We start from the raw sequence: 22977 nt of genomic DNA, 5'->3' as shown, positions 1-22977 counted from the left end.
CCCCTACTTCTTTTCCGGCAGGGCAGGGAATTCGGCGTTCGACGGCATCGCGGGCGCGTCCCAGCCTCGGTCCTTGGCGATCTGCGCACCGGCCAGCGTCTCCGGCGCCGCCGACGGGCCGTCGAGGTCGGCGTCGCGACCCTCGAAGAACCCGGCGAGCTGGAGCTCGGCCTGCTTGAAGTCGGTGAGCGGCGCGCCGCGCGTCGGGGCGGGCTTCTCCCCCGACTGCAACGCCTTCACGAGTCCCAGCGCCTTCTCGGACGTCTGGTTGTCGTAGAACTCGTAGTTCACCTGGAGAACGGGGCCGAGGTCGCACGCGGCGAGGCACTCGGCGTGCTCCAGGGTGATCGAGCCCGGCGTGCCCGGCTCGCCCGCGGTCTCCTCGTGGCCCACGCCGAGGTGGTCCTTGAGGGTCTGGTAGATCGCGTCGCCGCCGAGCGCCGCGCACAGCGTGTTGGTGCACACGCTGACCAGGTGCTCACCGCAGGGACGGCGCTTGTACATCGTGTAGAACGTCGCGACCGCGCTGACCTCGGCCTCGCTCAGGTCGAGCTGCCCGGCGCAGAACCGGATGCCCTCCTGCGAGACGTACCCCTCGACGGACTGCACGAGGTGCAGCATCGGGAGCAGCGCGCTGCGGGACTGCGGGTAGCGGGCGATGATCGCCTGCGCCCTGTCCACAGTGGACTGGTCGAACGTGGTGTTCTCAGCTGCCTGAGTCATCGGTCGCAACCACCCATCACCGGGTCGATCGAGGCGACGGCGGCGATCACGTCGGCGACCATGCCGCCCTCGCACATCGCGGGCATCGACTGGAGGTTCACGAAGCTCGGTTCGCGCAGGTGCACGCGCATCGGCCTGGTGCCGCCGTCGGAGACGACGTGGTAGCCGAGCTCGCCGCGCGGCGACTCGACCGGCACGTAGACCTGGCCTGCCGGAACCTTGAAGCCCTCGGTCACCAGCTTGAAGTGGTGGATCAGGGACTCCATGGACTGGCCCATGATCTTGCGGACGTGCTCGAGCGAGTTGCCCATGCCGTCGCTGCCGATCGTGAGCTGCGCGGGCCACGCGATCTTCGCGTCCTCGACCATCACCGGACCGGTCGGCAGGCTCTTCACGACCTGCTTGATGATCTTCAGCGACTGGTGCATCTCCTCGAGGCGCAGCAGGTACCGCGCGAAGCAGTCCGCCGCGTTCGAGGTGGGAACGTCGAAGTTGTAGTTCTCGTAGCCGCAGTACGGCTCGACCTTGCGCAGGTCCCAGCCGAGGCCGGCGGAACGCAGGATCGGGCCGGTGATGCCGAGCGCGAGGCACGCGTCGACGGGCAGGTAGCCCACGCCCGCGAGGCGGTTGCGCCAGATCGGCTGGCCGGTGAGCAGCTTGTCGTAGTCCGGGAGCCGCTTCTCCATGACCTTGACGAACGCGTTGATCTTCTCGACCGCGTCCGTCGGGAGGTCCTGCGCGAGACCGCCGGGACGGATGAACGCGTGGTTCATCCGCAGGCCGGTGAGGTGCTCCAGCAGGTGCAGCGCTTCCTCGCGCTCGCGGAAGCCGGAGGTCATGCCGGTGAGGGCGCCGAGCTCCATGCCGCCGGTGGCGAGCGCGACGAGGTGCGAGCTGATCCGGTTGAGCTCCATGAGGAGCACGCGGATCGCCTGCGCCTTGTCCGGCACCGTGACGCCGAGGAGCTTCTCGACGCTCATGCAGTACGCGGCCTCGTGGTGCAGCGGCGCGAGGTAGTCCGTGCGCGTCACGAACGTGACGCCCTGCACCCAGTTCCGGTACTCGACGTTCTTCTCGATGCCGGTGTGCAGGTAGCCGATGACGCTGCGGGCGTGCGTGACCGTCTCGCCCTCGAGCTCCAGGACCAGGCGCAGCACGCCGTGCGTCGAGGGGTGCTGCGGGCCGAGGTTCATGACGATGCGCTCGTCGTGGACCGCGTCCGCGAGCACCTCGTCCCAGTCGCCACCGGTCACCGTGTAGACGGTGCCCTCGGTGGTCCTGCGCGACTCCGCGATCTCGGCGTCGACGCTGGTGCGGGTGTTGACGTCGTCCGTGCTGTCGCTGCCGGTCGAGCTGGTGTTCGTCCCGGTGGTGACGTCCGAAAGCCGCTCGGTCATGAGTACGACCGCCTCTGGTCCGGCGGAGGAATCTCCGCGCCCTTGTACTCGACCGGAATGCCGCCCAGCGGGTAGTCCTTGCGCTGCGGGTGGCCGTCCCAGTCGTCCGGCATGAGGATGCGGGTCAGTCCGGGGTGACCGTCGTAGACGATCCCGAACATGTCCCAGGTCTCGCGCTCCTGCCAGTCCGAGGTCGGGTAGACCTCGACGAGGCTCGGCACGTGCGGGTGCTCGACGTCGACCGCGACCTCCAGCCGGATGCGGCGGCGGTACGTCATCGACGTGAGGTGGGTGACCGAGTGCAGGCGCTGCGCCACGCCGGCGCCGTAGTCCACACCGGACACCGAGCTGCACAGCTCGAAGCGCAGCGACGGGGTGTCGCGGCAGATGCGCGCGACCTCCAGCAGCGTCTCCGGCTTGAGGTAGAAGGTGATCTCGCCGCGGTCGACCGTGACCTGCTGCACCGTGTCGGCGGGCAGGCCCTTCTCGCTGATCGAGGCGAACAGCTCGTCCGCGACCTCGTCGAACCAGCCGCCGTACGGGCGCTCGGCGGGCGCGGCGACGTGGGCGGGCAGGCGCAGGCCACCGAAGCCGGACGTGTCGCCGGAGCCGGTGACGCCGAAGAGGCCCTTGCGCTCCTTGCCCGCGAGGATCGGCGCCTTGGCCTTCGCCTCTGTCGGGTTGGTCTTCTCGAGGTCTTCTCCCGCGCGGTTGACGCTGGAGTGCTCTCCCCCTGGCTCGGTCACTTCTTCCTCGCAAAACGCTCGGACGACGGGATGAGATCGGTGCGGTAGCCCGAGTCGGCGAGTGCCTTGGCGCGCACGGCGCCCAGCGGCTCGTCCATGATCTTGGCGTGGATCTTGAGGATCGCGTCCATCAGCATCTCCGGCCGCGGCGGGCAGCCCGGCAGGTACATGTCGACGGGCACGACGTGGTCGACGCCCTGCACCACCGCGTAGTTGTTGAACATGCCGCCGGTGCTGGCGCACACGCCCATGGCCAGCACCCAGCGCGGCTCGGGCATCTGGTCGTAGATCTGCCGCAGCACCGGGGCCATCTTGTTGGTGACGCGGCCGGCCACGATCATCAGGTCCGCCTGGCGCGGTGAGGCCCGGAAGACCTCCATGCCGAAGCGGGCCAGGTCGTAGCGCGGACCACCCGTCGTCATCATCTCGATGGCGCAGCAGGCCAGGCCGAAGGTGGCAGGCCAGAGCGAGGACTTGCGGGTCCAGTTGACCAGCTTCTCGACGCTGACCAGCAGGATGCCGTTCGGGAGCTTCTCCTCGAGACCCATGACTTCCTCAGTTCCAGTCGAGGCCGCCGCGACGCCACACGTAGACGTACGCGAAGCCGACCGTGGCGACGAACAGGACGATCTCCACCAGCCCGAACAGGCCGAGCTTGTCGGCCGCTACGGCGAACGGGTAGAGGAAGACCATTTCGATGTCGAACAAGATGAACAGCATCGCCGTCAGGTAGTAGGCGACGGGCATGCGCCCACCACCCACGACCGGCTGCGGGCTCGGCTCGATGCCGCACTCGTACGCGTCGAGCTTCGCCTTGTTGTAGCGGCGGGGTCCGATGTACGGCGCTGCGGTCACCGAGAACAGCGCGAACGCCCCGGCAAGCGCGAACATCAATACGAGGGGGAGGTAAGGGTCAAGCACGCTCCGTCGTCCTTTCCTCGCGGTCGACCGCACCCTAAGGGTGTTGTTCTCCGACTCGTTTGTTAGGCGAACCTAACAAACGCTTGTGAAACAGTTCACAAGCTTCTTCAGACTGTTGTGAAGTGATTCACAAGGTCGCTCGCCAGTGTAGAACGCCTGTAAATGACCTAGATCACAGGGTCTGACCTGGGGCTTTAACTTGCCCGACACATGCGAAACGGCACCGGCTCGTATTGAGCCGGTGCCGTCACCTATTCGGAGTAATTTACGCGCTGGGCGCGAGCTTCGTGGCGGCCACGATCAGCTTGTCCATTGCGTCGCCGTCCTTGGGGTCGTAGAGGCCCGCCAGCAGCTTGAGCACGAGTTTCATCAGGCGTTTCCGCGGCATTCCGTACTTCGTTGCGGTCCGCATGATCGCCGGGTTACCGATGAGCTTCGAGAAGACGTTGCCCAAACGGTAGTAACTGCCGAGCGCCTCCTCGATCCGCACCGGGTAGCCGTGGAGCGCTCGTTCACGGTTGACGCCGGTCCGCGCGAGCGCCTGGACGATGGACTCGGACGCGATCTTGGCCGACTCCATGGCGTAGCCGATGCCCTCGCCGTTGAACGGGTTGACCATGCCGCCGGCGTCGCCGACGAGCACGAGGCCTGCCCGGTAGTGCGGCTTGCGGTTGAGGCCCATGGGGAGCGCGGCGCCACCGATGCGGCTCGTCGCGTTCTCCTCGCGGAAGCCCCACTCCTCGGGCGTCGCGTCGAGCCAGGACCTGAGCAGCTGGCGGTAGTCCGTGGTGCCGTAGGCCTTCGACGTGCTCAGGATGCCCAGGCCGACGTTCACCGTGCCGTCGCCCATGCCGAAGATCCAGCCGTAGCCCGGCAGCAGCTTGCCGTCCGGGGCCCACAGCTCGAGGTGGCTCTCGAGGTAGTCGTCCTTCGAGCGCGGGCTCTCGTAGTAGCGCCGCACCGCCACGCCCATGGGCTTGGCGTCGTCCTTCTGCAGACCGACGCTCAGGGCGAGCCGCGCGGACACGCCGTCGCAGCCGACGACGATCGGCGCGCGGTAGGTGACCGGGTTCTTCTCCGGTCCCTGCTTGGCCTCGACGCCGACGACCCGGCCGTTCTCGATGATGGCCTTGGTGACGGTGGTGTGCTCGTGCATGCGGGCGCCGGCCGCCTTCGCCGCGTTGGCCAGCATCTCGTCGAAGTCCATCCGGGGACGGACCACGCCGTAGTTCGGGAACGTGGCCAGGTCAGGCCAGTCCAGCTCCATCGTGACGCCGCCGCCGACCACGCGCAGGCCCTTGTTGTGCAGCCAGCCGGCGCTCTCGCGGGTGTCGATGCCGAGGTCGATGAGCTGCTTGACGCCTCGGGGGGTCAGGCCGTCGCCGCAGACCTTCTCCCTGGGGAAGGTGCTCTTCTCGAGGAGCAGGACGTCCAGGCCTGCCCTGGCGAGGTAGGTCGCCGCGGTTGAGCCCGCCGGTCCCGCGCCTACGACGATGACGTCGGCGTCCTCGTTGATCCCGCGCCTGCTCATCCAGACTCCCTAACGTGTGCCGTGACTCCGTCACCGAGCCTAACCGGACGTTGCTGAGGGTTCTGGGCGCTGGGGTCGGGTTCAGGTTCCGTGGGTGCGTTGCGGTTCCAGCGGGGCGGGTCGCGTTCCTGGGGCTGGGCTGCGGTTGCGAGGGTGCTCGCGCGGGTCTCGACGGACGCGGGGGGATGGCGATTGGGGCCTACCGCTGACCAGCCGGGCATCAGCCCGTTCGAGCTCGCTCCGCTTCGCCACGCCAGGACTCGTAGGTGGCCGGCGTGCATCGTCGGCTATCCGGTCGGGTGCGTGCGCCTGGCCTGCGTGCGTGGCCGGCCTGCGTCGACGACCGCCGTTGAGCAGGACTGTCAGACCCGCTCGGTACGTTGGGGCACGCGGGAGCTGGCTTCGAGGGGCCCCAGCGTGAGCCTGCCTACTCGGCGGCCGGCTTCGGCTTCGTCGCCCGGTGCAGGGCGACCATGCCGCCGGTCAGGTTGAACCAGGCCACGTCCTCCCAGCCCGCCTGCGAGATGAGCTCGCCCAGCGCCCGCTGGTTCGGCCACGACGCCATCGACTCCGCCAGGTAGGAGTACGCGACCGGGTTCGACGAGACGAACTTCGCGATCAGCGGCAGGAGCTTGAGCAGGTAGCGCATGTAGACGAAGCGGAACGGCTTCCAGACCGGGGTCGAGACCTCGCAGATGACCATGCGGCCGCCCGGCTTGGTGACGCGGGCCATCTCCGTCAGGGCGGCGACCGTGTCGTTGAAGTTGCGGATGCCGAAGGACACCGTGACCGCGTCGAAGGAGTCGTCCTTGAACGGGAGGCGCAGGGCGTCGGCGGCGACCTTGGGGACTCGGCGGTGGGCACCGGAGGCGAGCATGCCGACGGAGAAGTCCGCCGCCACGCACCAGGCGCCCGAGGCCGCGTACTCGACGGTGGAGACGGCGGTGCCCGCGGCGAGGTCGAGGACCTTCTCGCCGGGGCGGGCGTCGAGGACCCTGCGGCTCCACTCCCGCCAGCGGCGGTCGAAGCCCAGCGTCATGACCGAGTTCGTGCGGTCGTAGCCCTTGGCCACGCCGTCGAACATCTCGGCTACTTCGCGGGGGTTCTTGTCCAGGCCGGCTCGCGACATGCCATGAGAGTAGGTCAGGGGTGCTGAGATCTTCTTCAGGGCACCTTCAGCGCGGTGAGCATGCCGCCCACCGCCGCGTGCCAGGGGTACTGCTCGGCTCTGGCGCGGGCCGCCTCGCGCGAGCCCGTGCGCAGGAGGGTCTGGGCCGCCAAGGCGAAGGCTCCCGCGTGGTCCTGGACTGCGGCGCCGCAGGAGGGCTGGACGATCTCCTTCAGGGCGCTGCTCTGGCTGACGACCACCGGGGTGCCGCTGGCCAGGGCCTCCAGGGCGGCCAGGCCGAACGTCTCGTGCGGGCCCGGCGCCAGGGAGAGGTCGGCGGACGCGAGCAGGTCGGCCACGTCCAGGCGGGACTTCACGAAGCCCAGGAAGGTGACGGGGAGGCCTGCCGCGCGCTTCTCCAGGAACGCTCGCCTGGGGCCGTCGCCCGCGATCACGAGCCGGGCGGAGTGGCCCTGCTCGTGCAGTTCGGCGAGCGTGTCGACGGAGCGTTCGACGTGCTTCTCCGGGGACAGGCGGCCGCAGTGGATCAGCAGGTTCTCCTCGCCCTGCAAGAGGTCCCTGCGGAGGTCCGCCGAGTGGCGGGTGGGCGTGAACGTGGTCAGGTCGACGCCGAGCGGGACCTGGGCGACGTTCGTGGCGCCGATCCGGTCGAACTCCTCGCGGGCGAACCCGGTCGTGCAGACGACCGTGTCGTACGAGGCGGCCATGCGGCGGTTCGCCCAGTCGGCACCGCGTTCGGCCGGGGTCTCCGGCAGCACGAAGCGGAGCAGGCGGTCGAGGCGTTCGTGGGAGATGACGATGTTCGGGATGTCCCGCTCGGTGGCCCAGGCGCCCATGCCTCGCAGCGTGAGCCGGTCGGAGACCTCCAGGCGGTCCGGCTTCAGGCCTTCCAGCAACGCCTTGACGCGCCACGGGTCGACCACGCGGTAGCCGCCGGTGTACGGGATCTTCAACGCGGGCAGGGTGATCCGCCTCACGCCGCCGGCGAGTTGCTCGTCGGCGTGGCGGGGGCCGGGCACGACCAGGACCACCTCGTGGCCCAGTTGGGCGTACCCGGTGCCGAGGTGGTGCAGTGCCGTGCGGAGTCCGCCCGACTTGGGCCCGTAGAAGTTGGCGAGCTGAACGATCCTCAAGCGGCCGCCTGGTGCGTTAGTCCGATCACCGCAGCGTAGTGGCCCATCAGCTGGTCGCAGATGGCAGGCCACGTCCTGGTCAGGACGGACTTGCGGGCGGCCAGGCCGAAGCGCTTGCGCAGCAGCGGGTCGCGCAGCAGGTCCACGTACTGGGTGATGTCCTCTTCGAAGAGGTAGCCGGTGCGGCCGTGGCGGACGAGGTCGCGCGGGCCGCCCGCGTTCGGCGCGAGCACCGGCAGCCCGGTGGCCAGGGCCTCCTGGACGGCCTGGCAGAACGTCTCGTGCGGGCCCGTGTGGATGAAGACGTCCAGGGAGGCGTAGGCCTCCGCCAGCTCCTGGCCGGTGCGGAAGCCGAGGAACTCGGCGTTCGGCATGTCCTTCTCGAGCTGCTCGCGGTCCGGCCCGTCGCCGACGATGCGCAGCTTCACGCCGGGCAGGTCGTGCAGCTCCTTGAGCCGGTGGACCTGCTTCTCCGGCGCCAGGCGGCCGACGTAGCCGATGGTCAGCTCGTCGTTCTGCCGCGGCCGCGGGTGGAAGAGGTCGATGTCGACGCCCCTGCCCCAGCGGTGCACGCGCGGGACGCCGTGCTGCTCCAGCGCCTCCACCGCCGAGCTGGACGGCGCGAGCGTGCGGTCCGCCAGCGTGTGCAGGCGCTTGGTCCACCGCCACGCGGCACGCTTGGTGAGGCCGAGGCCGTAGTTGCCGGCGAAGCCCGCCACGTCGGTCTGGTAGACGGCGACGGTAGGCACGTCGATCTTGCGTGCGGCTCTGAGCCCGTAGGCGCCGAGGACGAACGGCGACGCGAGGTGCACGACGTCCGGCTGGAAGTCCGCGAGGGCGTGCAGCACTCTCGGACCCGGCACGCCGATGGGAAGACTCGTCACCAACGGCACGTCGACGGAGGGGACTCTGACGACGGGCGTGCCGTGGTGCTCGTCGGCACCCGCGCCCGGCGCAACGACCATCGCCTGATGTCCGTTGCGGCGCAGGTGCTCCAGAACCCGGAGCACCGAGTTGGTGACTCCGTTCACCTGGGGCAGGAAGCTCTCGGTCACGATAGCTACGCGCACAAGCACACCTTGAGGTGCTCGTATGAAGTCCGCGTGACGCGTGATTTGACGTGGACAGAACACCTCACGTCGTGGCCAGGTGATCGTCGATTCGTCATCTTCGCTTAGGTTCCCGGTCACTCGACGCGGTGAAACTAGGCCAGCATGACCGTCTTGTCGTCCCGTCCCGCGCACCCGGTAGACCCCGGCCTGGTGTCCATCGCGCTGGAAGTGGCCGGTCGCCTGGCGAACGACGCTTCGGACGTCATCATGGCCACCGCCGGCCGCGGCGTGCGTCCCGACTCCGACGAGTCACCGTTCGACTGGGTCACCGACACCGACCGCACCCTGGAACGCCACACCCGCCGCGTGCTCACCGCCGAGTTCCCCACGATCCCGGTGTTCTGCGAGAACTCGGACGCCGTCCCCGGTGAGTCCGAGTACCGCTGGGTCGTCGATCCCGTCGACGGCACCGCGAACTACACCGCCGGCATGCCCTGGTGCGCCTACAGCCTCGCCCTGGTGGACCGCTGGGGTCCGGTGGTCGGCGTCGTCGCCGACCCGTACCGCTCCCAGATCTACGCCGCCGCACGTGGCCGTGGCATGCGTGCGAACGGCACGCCCGTGCGTCTGACCGAACGCCAAGGCGACTCTCTGGTCGTGTGCACCGAGATGACCCGCACGGGCCCATGGCCCGGCATGGGCGAGTTCATCTCCACAGCTGCGATAGCAGGCACGGGCGTGCGCGTACTCGGCTCGAAGTGCTTGGCAGTAGCGCAGGTCGCTCTCGGCCACGTCGCTGCCGCCGTGCTGCACGGCTACCACGAGTGGGACGTCGCCGGTGCCGTGTCGCTGGCCGTGGAGTCGGGTGCGGTCGTGCTGGACAGACGCGGCGCGGGTGCGTCGCTGCCCGTCGACGGCCTGCTGGTCGCCGCCCCGGACGTCGCCGACGAGGTGCTGTCGTGGTGGCAGTCGGCGCTTCAGGTCGACAGCTGAGGAAGCTGCTTCTCCAGCACTTCGAGGTGCGTGCGCGCCTCATCGAGCTCGGGGTGGTCGAACATCTGCAGCGCCACCCGCCCGACCTCGTTCTCGAACGCGTGGAAGTCGTGCGTGGCCTGGAGCAACCGCTGGTAGACGGGGTGCTGGCGGTCCACCGCACCGAGCGCCCTGCCGAGCTGCGCGATGCCGCGCACGTCGTCCAGCTCCGTCGCCAGCTTCTCGCTGATCCGCTGGAGCCAGTCCTTGGCGGGCGAGTTCGGCACGGTCTGCACGGCCGCGGCGACCCTGCGCGTGGACTCCGCGCACCGCTCGACCAGGTCGGACCACATGTCGTAGGGCTGCTGCGGGAACGGCGGGTGCACCGGCTGGGGCGGCGTGTAGCGGGGGCGCTGGGCCGACTTGCGGATGGCGCCCACGACCGTGCCGAGGACCGCGCCCGGAATGCCGCCGAACAGGGCGGAGGTGAACGCGATCGCGATGAAGGTGATGAAGGCCGACGTCGGTTTGTCGCTGGGGGTCGTGACGTCCACGACCGTGACGAGGACGCCCATGAGCAGGGTGCCGATCAGGGCACCCCAGACAGCTGAACGGACGACGACCATGCGGTCGATGGTGCCACGTTCACCAGCCGTTCGTGGGGCGTCTGAGATCTCGGCCTGCTTTCTATCTGTGCTAATGTTCTTCTTGTCGGTTCCAGTAGGAGCCGGAAGTGGACCCGGTTCACCGTCCGGACGGTCGGTTGCCGGGTTTCGCGCTTTCTGGACACTGGTCGAGCCGCACCACCGCGTCGAGCATCGGCTGGATTCGTTGCCGCCAGTCACCTCCCGCCCCGAAGCACCACGCGAGGGCATCACTCGCCCACAGCACCGGGTCCTCTGCCGGTCGCAGGTGCTCGTAGGTGAACGGACCGTCGACCTTCTCCAGCACGGCCGCGAGCGTTTGCCTGTCACGCGTGTCCTGGTGGGCACAGCTTTCGATCGCGAGGCGCGTGACCCCGAGTTCCTGGAGCCAGGTCGCGGCAGCGGCCAGGCAGAGTCGACGAGCACGGATGTCGTCCGAGTCCCGAACGGTCCACACAGCCGCTCGTAGACCCATCTCACGCAGCCGCGAGACGAGTTCGCGCCTTCGTGAGTCGCTCTCCTTCTTGAAATGAACGCGACGCTGACCAGACCTCACCAGCCGACGCAACGCGGTCCGGACCGATCAGGCGTCGAAGTCGACCGTCACGCACTCGCTGGTCGGCAGCGCCTGGCAGGTGAGCACGAAGCCCGCCTCCACCTCGGAAGCGTCCAGCGCGTAGTTGCGCCTCATCTCCACGGTGCCCTCGGTGACCAGCGCCCGGCACGTCCCGCACACCCCGCCCTTGCAGGCGAACGGCAGGTCGGCGCGCACCCGCTGGGCCGCGTCCAGGATCGGTTCGTCGGCCGGCAACGGCAGCGTGGTCGACTTGCCGTCCAGCACGACCGTCACGGAGGCGGCCGCCTCGATCACGGCTTCCGCGCGGCGCGGTGGGGGTGGGGGCTCGTCCACGTAGAAGAGCTCGTGGTGGACGCGTTCGGTGGGTACGCCTCGGTCGCGCAGCACGGCGGTGGCGTCCTGGACCATCTCGTAGGGGCCGCACAGCCACCATTCGTCGATGGCGTCGAACGGGACCACTGACCCGAACAGCGCGGTCAGCTTCTCGGCGGTGAGGCGGCCGGTGAAGAGTTCGACGTCCCTCGGTTCGCGGGACAGGACGTGGATCAGCTGGAACGTGGCCGGGTAGCGGTCTTTGAGGTCGGCCAGTTCGTCGGCGAACATCACCGTGTTGGTGCTGCGGTTGCCGTACATCAGGGTCACGCGGGCGCCGGTGGCGAGGACCGTGGCGGCGATCGACAGGGCCGGGGTGATGCCGGAGCCCGCGACGACCAGGCCGTGGTGGGTTCCGGTGCCGGTCGGCGTGAACTTGCCCAGGGGTGGCAGGACCTCCAGCACGTCACCGGGGACGACCCGGTCCACCAGCCACGTCGAGAACTGGCCGCCGTCGACCCGGCGGACGCCGATGCGCGGGGCTGCGCCTGCGGGGGCGCAGATCGAGTACGAGCGGCGTTCGTCGCCCTGGCGCAGCGTCAGGTACTGGCCCGCGGTGAACGCGAAGTCGTCGGTGAGGTCGGCTGGGATGTCGAAGGTGACGGCCACGGCGTCGTCGCAGAGGCGGTCGACGCTCGCGACGGTGAGCTTGTGGAAGGCGGCTCGGCGCGACAACTCAGATCTCCTTGACGTGCTCGAACGGTTCGGCGCAGGCGTGGCAGCGGCGCAGGGCCTTGCACGCGGTCGAGCCGAAGCGCGAGATCTCCGAGGTGTTCGGGGAGCCGCACTGCGGGCACGTGACCTGGCGGGACGGTGGCACGAGGTTCAGCGGGACCGGGCCCGCGGCCACCGGGCCGATGCGGGACGGCGGTGCGATGCCTGCCTCCGCCAGCTTCGAACGGCCCTCGTCGCTGATCCAGTCCGTGGTCCAGGCCGGGGACAGCGACAGCCGCACCTCGACGTCCTCGTAGCCTGCGGAGACGAGAGAACGGCGCAGGTCAGCACCCATCTCGTCGATCGCGGGGCAGCCCGAGTAGGTCGGGGTGATGGTGACGACGACGCGTCCGTCGGTCTCGGACACTTCGCGCAGCACGCCGAGGTCGGCGAGCGTGAGGACCGGGAGCTCCGGGTCCCGCACGGCCGACGCGACCTCCAGTGCCGTCGTCACCAGACCGCTCCCGGCAGCGAACGGTGCAGGTGCTGCATCTCGGCCAGCAGGTAGCCCATGGCCTCGGTGTGCACGCCGTCGCGGCCCGCCATGCCGGCGACGCGCGCCGCACGAGTGTCCGTCGGACGCGTCAGGCCGGCAGCCGAGAGAACAGCCTCCAGCACACCGTCCACTTCGGACCGCAGCGATGCCGGGTCCACGGCGACGCCGGCCAGGGTGGTCTCGACCGCGTGCGTCGCGAAAAGCTCGTCCACGAACGGCCACACGCGCTCCAGCCCCGCCTGCATGCGGCGGTGCGACTCGTCGGTGCCGTCGCCGAGGCGAACGGTCCATTGGGCCGCGTGGTCGCGGTGGTACGCGAGCTCCTTGAGGCCCTTCTCGGCGATGGCCTTCAGAACGGGGTCCGCCGAGCCGCGCAAACGGGAGAACAGGGCCAGGCGCCACGACGAGAACACCAGCAGACGCGCGATGGTCGTCGCGAAGTCGCCGCCAGGCCCAGGGCCGCAGTCGATCTCGGCCAGGTGCACGTTGCGGAACTCGCGTTCGTCGCGCAGGTACGCGAGCGCGTCCTCGTCGCGGCCGAGCACCTCGCCGGCGCGGGTCAGCAGCATCCGGGCCTGGCCGAGCAGGTCCAGGGCGATGTTGGCGAGCGCGATGTCCTCTTCCAGCTCGGGGGCGCGCGAGCACCACTCCGCGAGGCGCTGCGAGCAGATCAGCGCGTCGTCGCCGAGCATCAGGCAGTACGCGGCGAGGGCTTCGCGGTCGACACCGGCCGGGAACTCGCGGTCGACGCCGGACAGGGCCTCCGAGAAGCCCGTTCCGAACGCCCAGTGCGCGTCCTCTCCGCCCAGCAACGACTCGTACGCGTTGTCGAAGCTCATAGGTGCGGCACGTCCTCGGGAATCGCGTAGAACGTCGGGTGCCGGTAGACCTTGTCGCCCGCCGGCGCGAAGAACGGGTCCTTCTCGTCCGGCGACGACGCGGTGATCGACGTGGCGGGCACGACCCAGATCGACACGCCCTCGTTGCGGCGCGTGTAGACGTCACGGGCGTTGCGCAGCGCCATCTCGGCGTCCGGGGCGTGCAGCGAACCGACGTGCACGTGGTTCAGGCCGCGCTTGCCCCGCACGAACACTTCCCACAGCGGCCAAGACGTGCTCACGCGGCACCTTCCTCACGAACGGCGTTCTTGGCGGCGTGCGCGGCCGCGGCCTCGCGGACCCACGCGCCGTCCTCGTGCGCCTTGCGGCGGTGGGCGATGCGCTGCTCGTTGCAGACGCCGCCACCCTTGACGACCTGCCAGAACTCGTCCCAGTCCGGCTGGCCGAAGTCGTACTCGCCGCGTTCGGAGTTCCACTTGATCTCGGGGTCCGGGAACGTCACGCCGAGCGCCTCGGCCTGCGGCATGCTCATGTTCACGAACTTCTGCCGCAGCTCGTCGTTGGTGTCGCGCTTGATCCGCCACGCCATGGACTGCTCGGTGTTGGTCGACTCGGCGTCCGGCGGGCCGAACATCATCAGCGCCGGCCACCACCAGCGGTTCACCGAGTCCTGGACCATGTCCTTCTGCTGCTGCGTGCCGCGCATCATCGTCATCAGCAGCTCGTAGCCCTGCCGCTGGTGGAACGACTCTTCCTTGCAGATGCGGATCATGGCGCGCGCGTACGGCCCGTACGACGTGCGGCAGAGCGGCACCTGGTTGCAGATCGCGGCGCCGTCGACCAGCCAGCCGATCACGCCGACGTCGGCGAACGTGAGCGTCGGGTAGTTGAAGATCGAGGAGTACTTCTGGCGGCCCTCGATGAGCTTGGTCGTCAGGTCCTCGCGGTCGGCGCCGAGCGTCTCGGTCGCCGAGTACAGGTACAGCCCGTGGCCCGCCTCGTCCTGCACCTTCGCCAGCAGGATCGCCTTGCGCCGCAGTGAGGGCGCGCGGCTGATCCAGTTGCCCTCCGGCTGCATCCCGATGATCTCGGAGTGCGCGTGCTGGGCGATCTGCCTGATCAGGGTCTTGCGGTAGCCGTCGGGCATCCAGTCGCGCGGCTCGATGCGCGCTTCGGACTGCACGGTGCGCTCGAAGCGCAGCTCCAGGTCATCCGCCATGCCCCGATGTTACACCCGAGTGCCGAATCTGCGTATAACTGTCACAACGGCGGCGATGACGATCCAGACGGACACGAGGAAAGTTCCGACGGGAAGCAAGCTCAGCACGGCCGTGCGTCCGGCGACGCGCACGAGTTCGGGGTTCGTCTGGTCGTACTCGACCCTCACGTTGTCCCCGACGTTGAGCCCGGCCGGGTAGAGCACGCCTTGAGACGGGATGATCACGCGCCCGTCCGGTGTGGCGTAGCGCACAACCGTGCGGTTGAAGGCGACGGAGTCGACCTGCGCCACCGCCTGCCCCATCGACTTCTCGATGGCCATGTCGTCCCGCCAGCACGCGATGGGCAAAAGCACGCACACGAGCGTGATCACGCCACCGACGACGAACAACGCTCTGCAGACCGCACGGCGGACGCGTACACCGCGGGGCGTCTTGGTCACTGCGTCCTCCACCACAACTGAGAAGTCTAGAGCCGGGCGGATGCCGCGCTTTCAGGTTGAGGTCCATACAGTCGGACTGTGACCTCAGCACCGACATCGCGAGCACGGCAGCGGATCCGCGTCCGGTCGAGGCGGGACACCGCCGGTGACCTGCTCGGACTGCTGCCGTCGCCGGAGCACGCCCTCGCGTGGGTGCGCGACGGGTCCGGCCTGGTCGGCTGGGGCGAGGCGGCGCGGTTCGAGGTCAGCGGCCCCGACCGGTTCGCGCAGGCGGACAAGTGGTGGCAGGAGTTCTGCGCGCACCTCGACGTGGACGACCCGCTGGGCGTGCCGGGCAGCGGACCTGTGGCTTTCGTCTCGATGGCCTTCGCCGACGAGCCGGGCGACTCGGTGCTGATCGTGCCCGAGGTCGTCGTGGGCCGCCGCAACGGCGAGCAGTGGGTCACCACCATCGGCGCCTCCGACCCGGCACCTCACGTCGCGCCGCTGTCGAGGCCTTCGTCCGTCCGCTACTCGAACGGTCAGCTGCCGGTCACGCAGTACCGCGAGGCCGTGCGCTCGGCCGTCGCCCGGATGCGGGCGGGCGACCTGGACAAGGTGGTTCTCGCCCACGACCTGCTCGCCGTCACGGACCGAGCCCTCGACCAGCGGTTCGTGCTGCAGGGCCTCGCGCGCCGGTACCCGGAGTGCTGGGCGTACGCGGTCGACGGGCTCGTCGGCGCCACGCCCGAACTGCTGCTGCGCCGGACCGGGTCCGTCGTGGACTCGCGGGTGCTGGCCGGCACGACGTGGCCGCACGACGGCATCTCGGACGAGGAGCTCGCGGCGGCGTTGATGTCGTCGGAGAAGAACCTGGAGGAGCACGACTACGCGATCCGGTCTTTGGCGGACACCCTCCGGCCCTTTTGCACGACGATGTCGGTGGAGGGGCCTTCGGTTTTGCGCCTGCCCAACGTCTCGCACCTGTCTTCAGACGTGATCGGGACTTTGGGGTCTTCTACCTCGTTGCTGGGGCTTGGGGAGGCGGTGCATCCCACGGCCGCTGTGGGTGGGACGCCCCGGTTGGACGCGACGCGGTTGATCTCGCAGCTGGAGGGGATGGATCGCGGGCGGTACGCCGGGCCTGTCGGGTGGATCGACGGGAACGGGGACGGCGAGCTGGGGATCGCGTTGCGGTGTGCGCAGATCTCGGGGTCGACGGCTCGGTTGTTCGCCGGGTGCGGGCTGGTGGCCGACTCGGATCCGGACATCGAGGTGCAGGAGGCGCACGCCAAGATGCGGCCTATGCGCGAGGCCCTCGAAGGGCTCTAGCCACGAAGTCCGCCTTGCCCGCCGTGTAGGCCTCACGGTCGTGGCCGTTGCTGTCGGCCAGTTCGCGTTTCAGGTCTTCGTACTGCCGCGCGAGGTCCGGGTCGGCCCTGAGGGCATCCCGGAACCTCAGCTGGTCGGTCCAGCGGTGATGGCCGGCCTCGATGACGTGCAGGTGGGCTTCTCGGCGCGTGCCGGTGGGGTCCGGTTTGACGAAGAAGCGGCGCCACGGGCGGTTGTCCAGCTCCGGCGGCACGCAGGCCCAGCCGTGGGCGGCCAGCAGGTCGACCGGGGTGGTGTCCAGGCTGGTCACCGAGGCCATGAGGTCGACGATCGGCTTGGCGGCCAGGCCGGGAACGGCCGTCGAGCCGATGTGCTCGACGCCGTCGACCAGCCAGGGGGCGAGCAGGTCGGTCAGGCCGGCCGCCTCCGCTCGTGCCCGCTCCGCCCACGCCGGGTCGTGCGGACGGACCTCCGGCCGTTCATAGGCCCAGGGCGGCGTCAAAGACGCGCGGTGAACGTCCGCCAGGCCGAGGTGCTGAACGTCAGCACCTCACCGGCCTGGTTCTTCGAGTCGCGGACTCGTGCATCGTCGGCAAGCGAGATCTCCAGGCAGTCACCTTCCTCCGTGGCGTTGCTGTAGCTGCTCTTACGCCAAGCGCGGTCCTGGGGCATCGAGTTCCTCTCGCGGCGAGTTGACGTACTCCGCCAGCTTCCTCCGCGATTGTTCCTCATCCAAGGCGACCTCAGCCAAATGATCGAAGATCAGTCGGGTGCGTGCGATTGCCCCTCGGTCCTGCACGAACACCTGGGTCAGATCGCTCTCGGCGTAGGCGATCGGCATCGACTTCTCGTACTCCCACAGACGTACCCCAGCGGAGTTGACGATCACGTCCGCGGGCACGATCCGCACGATGTGCGCGTAGAACAGGAGCTGGAGGTACTGGTCTTCCATGACCTGGCGGTCACCGATCTGCTGCCGCAGCGCTAGCTCATGGATGTAGAACAAGCAATCCGGCCGATCGTGTCGCCTCAGCACCGCCTGTCGGTCCATTCGCGCCCTGACGACCGCCGGAATCCGCTCTTCGACGACAAGGGCGCCCGCGCGGAGCAGGGCCTCGGCATACGACTCGGTCTGCAAGAGGCCCGCCACCGTCAAGGTGTCGTAGTTGAGCATCTTCTTGGCCGTGGACTCGGCCAGAGCGAGCGTCCGGACGTTGTCCGGAACTTGCACGATGTATTCCTCGAAGGCGTTGCGGTAACGCCGCTTGAAGTCCTCGAAGTAGTCGAGGTCCTTGCCGCACATCGTGAGGAACTGGACCAGGTCGATCTCGCTCGGCCGGGCCTTGCCGTGCTCGATGGTGGAGACCTTGCTGGGATCCCAGCCGAGGCGGGAGGCCACCTCGTGCCCTTTGAGGTCGGTGCAGGTTTCGCGCAACCGACGTAGTTCATCGCCCAGATCGCGGCTGTACGCCGTGGATGGAGTGCTTTGAGCCATAGCCATCGACGCTATGACTTGGACCGGTTCCACGATATGGGCTCGTTCGGGTGAAAACGAGACCTGAGCGATCCGGCGTCAGTTCACATCGACGAAGTGAAGTTCGGCGAAGTCGGCTGGGATGCGCCCGCCGTGCTCCAGATAGGCGGCGAGCACAGCACGGACGATCTCCAGCGGCACCACCTGCCGAACTGGGATCTCCTGAGTGTTGTCCGCAAAATCGAACAACGTCGTACCGGTGGCCGCCTGGTCGCCGAGCGTCGCACGAGCAGGATCCCAGTACTCCTGCACAAATCCGGATTCCGCCCCTATACCCGCGTACAAGTGCGGAAACCCGTAGGGATCGTCGTTGATCGCAAGCTCAACGATCGAGGGAACAGGACCGCCCTCCAACTCGATCACGCGGATGATCAACTCGTTCAGGTCTTCCTGCGTGGCGATCAAAAACGGAGATGCGCCAGTCTCGTGGTTGTAGACCGCCTTCAGCGTTGCCACGGTGCCCGTGTCCCTCCTGCGATCGTCCGCCGGTAGCCGTCCGAACCGTGGATGGTCAGCGTTGAGCCAGCGGGGAGAATCGCCCCGACCAGCACTTCGCATCCGAAGTCACCTGGACAAGGCTTGTTGTCGATCACCACGGTAGCGTGCTGGATACCGTGGTCTCGCATGTGCACAGCAAGCTTGGTCTCGACATGCCATGCGGCGAACGGGAGCCCCGGACGAGGCATCATGAGGGCCTTGAGGCAGTCTGCCACCGCCTCGTCGCCGGGGCCCTCTCCGCTCACGATCTCGCTTTCCGCACAGCCCGGCGCGAACCACCGACCGCGGGTCTTCTGACCGGTCTTTCGCTGCGAGGGAACCGGTAGTTGCTCCTGCAGTCGCCTGATGCGCTCTGGTGAGCCCTGAACGGGTGCGTTCGTGCCCTGCGGCGGCAGCGGGTCAGAAGACCCGCTCGGAGGCCCGAGCGCCAGCCTCCTGACCATGCCCTCAACGGCGTCCGCCACGGTACCGAGCCCCGATGTCAGCCCCTCCGGCTCTCGAATGCCATCGATCGCGCTCGTGAGCAGCGAGCACGTTTCTTCAACATCCGCCTGGTGGGATCCGCGTCCGACGATCGCCAGAAGTTCGCGCGCATCCTCAGCGAGTTCTGCCGCGAGGTGCGCCGCGGTGATCGCATCATGGATCTTGCTGATGACACCGTTGAGCGCGGAACCCAGGTCGCCGATCGATGCCACGGATCCCTCCATCCACGCCATAACGCTATGACTTGGACCTGTTCCACGACATGGGCTCGTTCGGGTGAAAACGGATCAGCGGTGCGGGCGGCCGCTGACGTAGATGACCTGGCCTGTCACGTAGTCGGCGTCTTCCGCCGCGAAGAACAGCACGGCGCGGGCGATGTCGTGGGGTGTGCCCACGCGGCCGCGCGGGAGCGTCCGGCGCATCGCCTCGACGTGTTCGTCCAGCGTGCGGCCCTTCCGGGCGGCCGAGCGCTTGGTCATCTCCGTCACGACGAAGCCGGGGCCGACGGCGTTCACGGTGATGCCGTGCGGGGCCAGGTCGAGGGCGGCGCCGCGGGTGAAGCCCTCGAGGCCGGCTTTGGCGGCGACGTAGTTGACCCGGTCGTCGTCGACGATGGCGGAGACGCTGGAGATGTTGACGATCCGGCCCCAGCCCGCGTCGCTCATGGCCGGTGCGGTGGCCTTGAGCAGCAGGAAGCTGCCTCGCAGGTGGGTGTTGACGACGTCGTCCCAGTCCGACAGCGGCATGTCGAGGACGTGGTGGTCGCGGGCGAAACCGGCGTTGTTGACCAGGATCTCGACCGGGCCGAACTCGGCGGTGACCTGGTCGACGGCGGCGGTCACGGCGTCCGGGTCGCTGATGTCGGCGAGCACGGCCAGGGCTGTTCCGCCGGAAGCGGTGATCTTGTCGGCTACCTCGTGGACCGAGTCGGAACGGTCCAGCAGGGCCACGCGGTGGCCGAGGTCTGCGAGGGCTTGGGCAATGCCGGCACCGATTCCGGAGCCGGCGCCGGTGACGAGCGCGACGCGGGTGTTCACCCCTTGATCGTGCTCGTCACCGGACGCTACGCGCCACTCGGGTTACTTGTGGGCGTCCAGGAGCTGGTGGGTCAGTTCGATCTTGGCGCGCGACTTCGGTGCGGCCGGCACCGAGAGCGACTTCGCGGCCACGTCGGAAGCACGGCCAGGAGCCTGCGCCGGCTTGCCCTTGGTGAAGAGCCAGGTCTGGAAGAGCTGGTCCAGCTGCTGGCCGGAGACGCGCTCGGCGAGGGCGATGAACTCCTCGATCGTGGCGTCGGAGTACTTCTTCTCCGCGACCCAGGTCTTGAGGATCTCGAAGAACTTCTCGTCGCCGACGGCCGCGCGCAGGGCGTGCACGGCCAGCGCGCCGCGGTCGTAGACGGCACCGTCGAACACCGCGCCGGCACCGGGGTCGCCGGGCAGCACGTTCCAGAACTCGCTGTCGGCCGGGTACAGGTCGTAGGTGTAGTCGGCGTTCTCCTGGGCCGTGCCCTCACCGACGTGCTCGGACCACAGGAACTCGGCGTAGGAGGCGAAGCCCTCGTTCAGCCAGATGTCGCGCCAGTGGTGCACCGACACGGAGTCGCCGAACCACTGGTGGCCCAGCTCGTGCGCGACGACGTAGGTGTTGGCGCCGCGGCGGAAGAAGCCCGTGTCGTAGGTCGGGCGGGTCTGGTTCTCCAGCGCGTAGCCGAGGTTCGGGGTGACGAGGCCACCCTGCGCCTCGAACGGGTACGGGCCGAAGTTCTCCGAGAGGAACTCGATGACCTCGGGCGTGCGCTCGATGCTCGCCTTCGCGGCGTCCGCGTTCTCGCCGAGGCGCTCGGAGTACGCGTTCACGTACGGCTGGCCGGAGGGCGTGGTGCCCTGGGTCAGCTCGAACTGGCCGATCGTGAGGAACGTCAGGTAGGTGGCCTGCGGCTTGGTGCTGCGCCAGTTCCACCGGGTGTAGCCGTTGATCTGGCGGGTCTGGCCGACGAACGTGCCGTTCGAGATGGCCTCGACGCCGTTCGGGACGGCCACGTTGACGTCGAAGGTGGCCTTGTCGGTCGGGTGGTCGTTGGACGGGAACCACCAGGAGGCGATCTCCGGCTCACCGATGGCCAGTGCGCCGTCCGCGGTCTTCGTCCACGCCGTGAAACCGTTGCGGTCCTTCACGGTCGACGGGCTGTCGGCGTACGTGACGACGATGGTCAGGTCCTGGCCCTTGCGCACGCCACCGCGCGGGGTGAGCGTGAGCTCGCCGTCGTCGGAGACGAACGACGACGGCACGTTGTTGACCCGCACCGACTTCACCTTGAGCAGGAAGTCGAGGTTGAACTGGGTGAGGTCCTGGGTGGCCTTCGCCAGGATCGTCGTGGTGCCCGACAGCTGGTCGCCGTTCGGGTTGTAGTTGAGCCTGATGTCGTAGTGGGAGACGTCGTACCCACCGTTGCCGTAGGTCGGGAAGTACGGGTCGCCTGCGCCAGGTGCGCCAGGAGACGCCGCCAGCGCCGTCCCCGCGAAGAGCGTCATCGCGGCCGCGGACGCCACCGCGGCCGTCGCCTTGGTTCTGATCGACATGCGGCGGACGCTATCCAGACGATCTTGGACGAGCCACCGACTTCCGTAGGTTTCCTACCTGCTGAAAACCATTGACACAGTCGACTTGAGACGTTGGTGCAGCGCGCGCAGTTCGTCACGTTTTGCCTGCACTTCGACCACTTGGAGGCCTTTCGGCGCCGCAATCGCGCTACGGAACTCCTCCTGGCCGTCCACTGTGGAGTGTGGAATTCGGTAGCCGGCGCACAAAGCGGTCAGATCCGTCCCGTGCGGGGTGCCGAATATCCTTTCGAAACTCGCGTCGTACTCCGGAGCGCCTTGTTCCAGCAACGAGAAGATGCCGCCGCCGTCGTCGTTGAGCACGACGATCGTGAGGTCCGGCAGGCGGTCGGCGAGCAGGCCGTTGCTGTCGTGCAGGAACGTCAGGTCGCCCATCAACGCGAACGACGGCCCGTCGTGGTTCAGCGCCAGGCCGATCGCCGTGGACACGCTTCCATCGATGCCCGCGGCACCCCGGTTGGCGTGCACGGCGACGTCCGGCCGCCGTTCGCCCGCGAAGTCGACGTCGCGGATCGGGTTGGACGAGCCCACGAACAGCAGCGACCCGGACGGCATGGCCTGGGTGAGGTCGCGGGCGACGTGCAGCCCGGTCGGCCACGGCTCGGCGTCGAGCAGGTCGTCCACCGCCACACTGACGTTCTTCACCGCGCTCTGCCACGTCTGCAGCCACTCGCCGTCGAGCGCCTGCGGTTCCGGCAGCCAGGTGGACGCGCGGGTGGCGGTGAACTGGACGTCCGGCCACTGCGCCTGGTCCCCGACGGCATGAACGGTTGGAGTGCTTCCAAGCAACGCCTGCTGTCCCCTCGACAGCGTGACGCGGCCGACCACCAGCACCGCGTCGGGCTTCAGGTGCTCCGGCAGGCCCGCGTTGAGCAGCAACGACCCGTGCCGCAGCCCGCCGGGCGCGGTCGGTTCGGCGATCACCGGCCAGCCCAGCCGCGACGCCTCCAGCAACCGTTCCGGCCGGTCGTCGCCGAGCAGCACCAGCGTGCGGGCGGGCAGGTCCGACGCGCGGGTCTCGACGGTGAACGTGCGGTCCGTCTCGGTCCACGGGCCTTGCTTGGACGACGACGGCCACTCCGCGCCGGACGGCGTGAGCGGCGGCCGGAAGGGCACGTTGACGTGCGACGGGCCGTTCGTGGCGATCGCCCGGCAGACCAGTGACCGCGTGACGGCCTCGTCGGCGCCCTCCGGCATGTGCAGCGTGGGGATGCCGAGCACGTCGTGCTGGTTGATCGTCTGGCTGGAGCCCGTGCGGTACAGGTCGACCGGGCGGTCGGCGGTCAGCGCGATCAACGGCACGTTCGTCAGCTGCGCCTCGATGACGGCGGGGTGCAGGTTCGCCACGGCGGTGCCGCTGGTGCACGTCACGACGGCCGGCTCACCGGTCTTGGCGAGGCCCAGCGCGAGGAACCCGCCGCTGCGCTCGTCGATCCGCACGTGCACCGCGAGCAGGCCCTTCTGCTCGGCCTGGTGCAGCGCGAACGACAGCGGGGCGTTGCGCGAACCGGGGCACAGCACGACGTGCCGCACGCCGTTGCGCACCAGCTCGTCGACGATCACCCTCGCGTGCGCAGTTGACCCGTTCATCCCTCAATTGTCACCGGACGCGCTGAGAGGTCGC

At 68.7% G+C, this 22977-nt stretch carries 27 protein-coding genes; 2 read left to right on the top strand and 25 right to left on the bottom strand.

Features of this window, described 5'->3' with window-relative positions; all coding sequences use genetic code 11:
• Positions 1-3: 3 nt before the first annotated feature.
• From nuoE to ACQEU1_RS29355, 9 genes are all read right to left on the bottom strand, one after another.
• The gene (gene nuoE, locus ACQEU1_RS29395) at positions 4-723 is read right to left on the bottom strand and encodes an NADH-quinone oxidoreductase subunit NuoE (protein WP_433208540.1); all 720 of its coding nucleotides are present in this window, start codon (positions 721-723) and stop codon (positions 4-6) included.
• Positions 720-2120: an NADH-quinone oxidoreductase subunit D gene (locus ACQEU1_RS29390; protein WP_433208537.1), complete on the bottom strand. Its 1401-nt coding sequence runs from the start codon at positions 2118-2120 to the stop codon at positions 720-722. Before ACQEU1_RS29390 ends, nuoE begins: the two co-directional genes overlap by 4 nt.
• Positions 2117-2866: an NADH-quinone oxidoreductase subunit C gene (locus tag ACQEU1_RS29385; protein WP_433208534.1), complete on the bottom strand. Its 750-nt coding sequence runs from the start codon at positions 2864-2866 to the stop codon at positions 2117-2119. Before ACQEU1_RS29385 ends, ACQEU1_RS29390 begins: the two co-directional genes overlap by 4 nt.
• Complete coding sequence (locus ACQEU1_RS29380; RefSeq protein ID WP_090013186.1) at positions 2863-3414, bottom strand: NuoB/complex I 20 kDa subunit family protein; 552 nt, start codon at positions 3412-3414, stop codon at positions 2863-2865. The genes ACQEU1_RS29385 and ACQEU1_RS29380 overlap by 4 nt, the downstream gene beginning before the upstream one ends.
• A 7-nt stretch (positions 3415-3421) precedes the next feature.
• Positions 3422-3787, bottom strand: coding sequence for an NADH-quinone oxidoreductase subunit A (locus ACQEU1_RS29375; RefSeq protein ID WP_030478224.1), 366 nt, complete (start codon positions 3785-3787; stop codon positions 3422-3424).
• 265 nt (positions 3788-4052) lie between these two features.
• On the bottom strand, positions 4053-5318 hold the full coding sequence (locus ACQEU1_RS29370) for a geranylgeranyl reductase family protein (RefSeq protein WP_433208529.1): 1266 nt from the start codon (positions 5316-5318) through the stop codon (positions 4053-4055).
• Positions 5319-5745: 427 nt separating this feature from the next.
• Positions 5746-6447, bottom strand: coding sequence for a demethylmenaquinone methyltransferase (locus ACQEU1_RS29365; RefSeq protein ID WP_433208526.1), 702 nt, complete (start codon positions 6445-6447; stop codon positions 5746-5748).
• Between the two features lie 35 nt (positions 6448-6482).
• The gene (locus ACQEU1_RS29360) at positions 6483-7580 is read right to left on the bottom strand and encodes a glycosyltransferase (RefSeq protein ID WP_433208523.1); all 1098 of its coding nucleotides are present in this window, start codon (positions 7578-7580) and stop codon (positions 6483-6485) included.
• Positions 7577-8650 carry a glycosyltransferase family 4 protein gene (locus ACQEU1_RS29355; protein ID WP_433208520.1) on the bottom strand — a complete coding sequence of 358 codons (1074 nt, stop codon included), beginning with the start codon at positions 8648-8650 and terminating at the stop codon, positions 7577-7579. The genes ACQEU1_RS29360 and ACQEU1_RS29355 overlap by 4 nt, the downstream gene beginning before the upstream one ends.
• 144 nt (positions 8651-8794) lie before the next feature.
• Between ACQEU1_RS29355 and ACQEU1_RS29350 the strand changes: the two genes are divergently transcribed.
• Positions 8795-9625, top strand: coding sequence for an inositol monophosphatase family protein (locus tag ACQEU1_RS29350; RefSeq protein WP_433208517.1), 831 nt, complete (start codon positions 8795-8797; stop codon positions 9623-9625).
• On the opposite strand, the gene ACQEU1_RS29345 is transcribed toward ACQEU1_RS29350, so the two are convergent.
• The 8 genes from ACQEU1_RS29345 to ACQEU1_RS29310 all read right to left on the bottom strand — a co-directional run bounded on the left by ACQEU1_RS29345 (position 9610) and on the right by ACQEU1_RS29310 (position 14906).
• On the bottom strand, positions 9610-10230 hold the full coding sequence (locus ACQEU1_RS29345) for a hypothetical protein (RefSeq protein WP_433208514.1): 621 nt from the start codon (positions 10228-10230) through the stop codon (positions 9610-9612). The two genes, ACQEU1_RS29350 and ACQEU1_RS29345, sit on opposite strands and share 16 nt — an antisense overlap.
• 118 nt (positions 10231-10348) lie before the next feature.
• Complete coding sequence (locus tag ACQEU1_RS29340) at positions 10349-10705, bottom strand: hypothetical protein (RefSeq protein WP_433208511.1); 357 nt, start codon at positions 10703-10705, stop codon at positions 10349-10351.
• A 126-nt stretch (positions 10706-10831) separates the two neighbouring features.
• Positions 10832-11872, bottom strand: coding sequence for a 1,2-phenylacetyl-CoA epoxidase subunit PaaE (gene paaE, locus ACQEU1_RS29335; protein WP_433208508.1), 1041 nt, complete (start codon positions 11870-11872; stop codon positions 10832-10834).
• Between the two features lies 1 nt (position 11873).
• Positions 11874-12365: a 1,2-phenylacetyl-CoA epoxidase subunit PaaD gene (paaD, locus tag ACQEU1_RS29330; protein WP_433208505.1), complete on the bottom strand. Its 492-nt coding sequence runs from the start codon at positions 12363-12365 to the stop codon at positions 11874-11876.
• Complete coding sequence (gene paaC, locus ACQEU1_RS29325; RefSeq protein WP_433208502.1) at positions 12362-13246, bottom strand: 1,2-phenylacetyl-CoA epoxidase subunit PaaC; 885 nt, start codon at positions 13244-13246, stop codon at positions 12362-12364. Before paaC ends, paaD begins: the two co-directional genes overlap by 4 nt.
• Positions 13243-13527: a 1,2-phenylacetyl-CoA epoxidase subunit PaaB gene (gene paaB / locus ACQEU1_RS29320; RefSeq protein WP_285645464.1), complete on the bottom strand. Its 285-nt coding sequence runs from the start codon at positions 13525-13527 to the stop codon at positions 13243-13245. Before paaB ends, paaC begins: the two co-directional genes overlap by 4 nt.
• Positions 13524-14465, bottom strand: coding sequence for a 1,2-phenylacetyl-CoA epoxidase subunit PaaA (gene paaA, locus ACQEU1_RS29315; protein ID WP_433208499.1), 942 nt, complete (start codon positions 14463-14465; stop codon positions 13524-13526). Before paaA ends, paaB begins: the two co-directional genes overlap by 4 nt.
• Before the next feature lie 9 nt (positions 14466-14474).
• The gene (locus tag ACQEU1_RS29310; RefSeq protein WP_433208496.1) at positions 14475-14906 is read right to left on the bottom strand and encodes a DUF3592 domain-containing protein; all 432 of its coding nucleotides are present in this window, start codon (positions 14904-14906) and stop codon (positions 14475-14477) included.
• A gap of 78 nt (positions 14907-14984) precedes the next feature.
• Here ACQEU1_RS29310 and ACQEU1_RS29305 point away from each other — a divergent pair, with 78 nt between their 5' ends.
• Positions 14985-16217 (top strand): isochorismate synthase, encoded by a 1233-nt coding sequence (locus ACQEU1_RS29305; RefSeq protein ID WP_433208493.1) that lies wholly within the window; start codon positions 14985-14987, stop codon positions 16215-16217.
• Here the strand turns inward: ACQEU1_RS29305 and ACQEU1_RS29300 are convergent.
• The 8 genes from ACQEU1_RS29300 to menD all read right to left on the bottom strand — a co-directional run bounded on the left by ACQEU1_RS29300 (position 16189) and on the right by menD (position 22943).
• Positions 16189-16719, bottom strand: a complete 531-nt coding sequence (locus tag ACQEU1_RS29300) for a GrpB family protein (RefSeq protein WP_433208490.1) — start codon at positions 16717-16719, stop codon at positions 16189-16191. The genes ACQEU1_RS29305 and ACQEU1_RS29300 overlap by 29 nt on opposite strands.
• Positions 16716-16889 carry a DUF397 domain-containing protein gene (locus ACQEU1_RS29295; RefSeq protein WP_433208487.1) on the bottom strand — a complete coding sequence of 58 codons (174 nt, stop codon included), beginning with the start codon at positions 16887-16889 and terminating at the stop codon, positions 16716-16718. Before ACQEU1_RS29295 ends, ACQEU1_RS29300 begins: the two co-directional genes overlap by 4 nt.
• On the bottom strand, positions 16864-17712 hold the full coding sequence (locus ACQEU1_RS29290; RefSeq protein WP_433208484.1) for a helix-turn-helix domain-containing protein: 849 nt from the start codon (positions 17710-17712) through the stop codon (positions 16864-16866). Before ACQEU1_RS29290 ends, ACQEU1_RS29295 begins: the two co-directional genes overlap by 26 nt.
• 78 nt (positions 17713-17790) lie before the next feature.
• Positions 17791-18207, bottom strand: coding sequence for an Imm1 family immunity protein (locus ACQEU1_RS29285; RefSeq protein ID WP_433208481.1), 417 nt, complete (start codon positions 18205-18207; stop codon positions 17791-17793).
• Positions 18195-18944, bottom strand: a complete 750-nt coding sequence (locus ACQEU1_RS29280) for a DddA-like double-stranded DNA deaminase toxin (RefSeq protein ID WP_433208478.1) — start codon at positions 18942-18944, stop codon at positions 18195-18197. The genes ACQEU1_RS29285 and ACQEU1_RS29280 overlap by 13 nt, the downstream gene beginning before the upstream one ends.
• Before the next feature lie 75 nt (positions 18945-19019).
• Complete coding sequence (locus ACQEU1_RS29275; protein ID WP_433208475.1) at positions 19020-19769, bottom strand: SDR family NAD(P)-dependent oxidoreductase; 750 nt, start codon at positions 19767-19769, stop codon at positions 19020-19022.
• 42 nt (positions 19770-19811) lie between these two features.
• Positions 19812-21314 carry a M1 family metallopeptidase gene (locus ACQEU1_RS29270; RefSeq protein WP_433208472.1) on the bottom strand — a complete coding sequence of 501 codons (1503 nt, stop codon included), beginning with the start codon at positions 21312-21314 and terminating at the stop codon, positions 19812-19814.
• A gap of 54 nt (positions 21315-21368) precedes the next feature.
• Positions 21369-22943 carry a 2-succinyl-5-enolpyruvyl-6-hydroxy-3-cyclohexene-1-carboxylic-acid synthase gene (gene menD, locus ACQEU1_RS29265; protein WP_433208469.1) on the bottom strand — a complete coding sequence of 525 codons (1575 nt, stop codon included), beginning with the start codon at positions 22941-22943 and terminating at the stop codon, positions 21369-21371.
• Between the last annotated feature and the right edge of the window lie 34 nt (positions 22944-22977).

Source organism: Lentzea sp. CA-135723 (assembly GCF_050936595.1).
In the GTDB taxonomy this organism is placed as follows: Bacteria; Actinomycetota; Actinomycetes; order Mycobacteriales; family Pseudonocardiaceae; genus Lentzea.
Note: the sequence above shows the minus strand (reverse complement) of the source record. Positions and strands in the feature narration are given on the sequence as shown.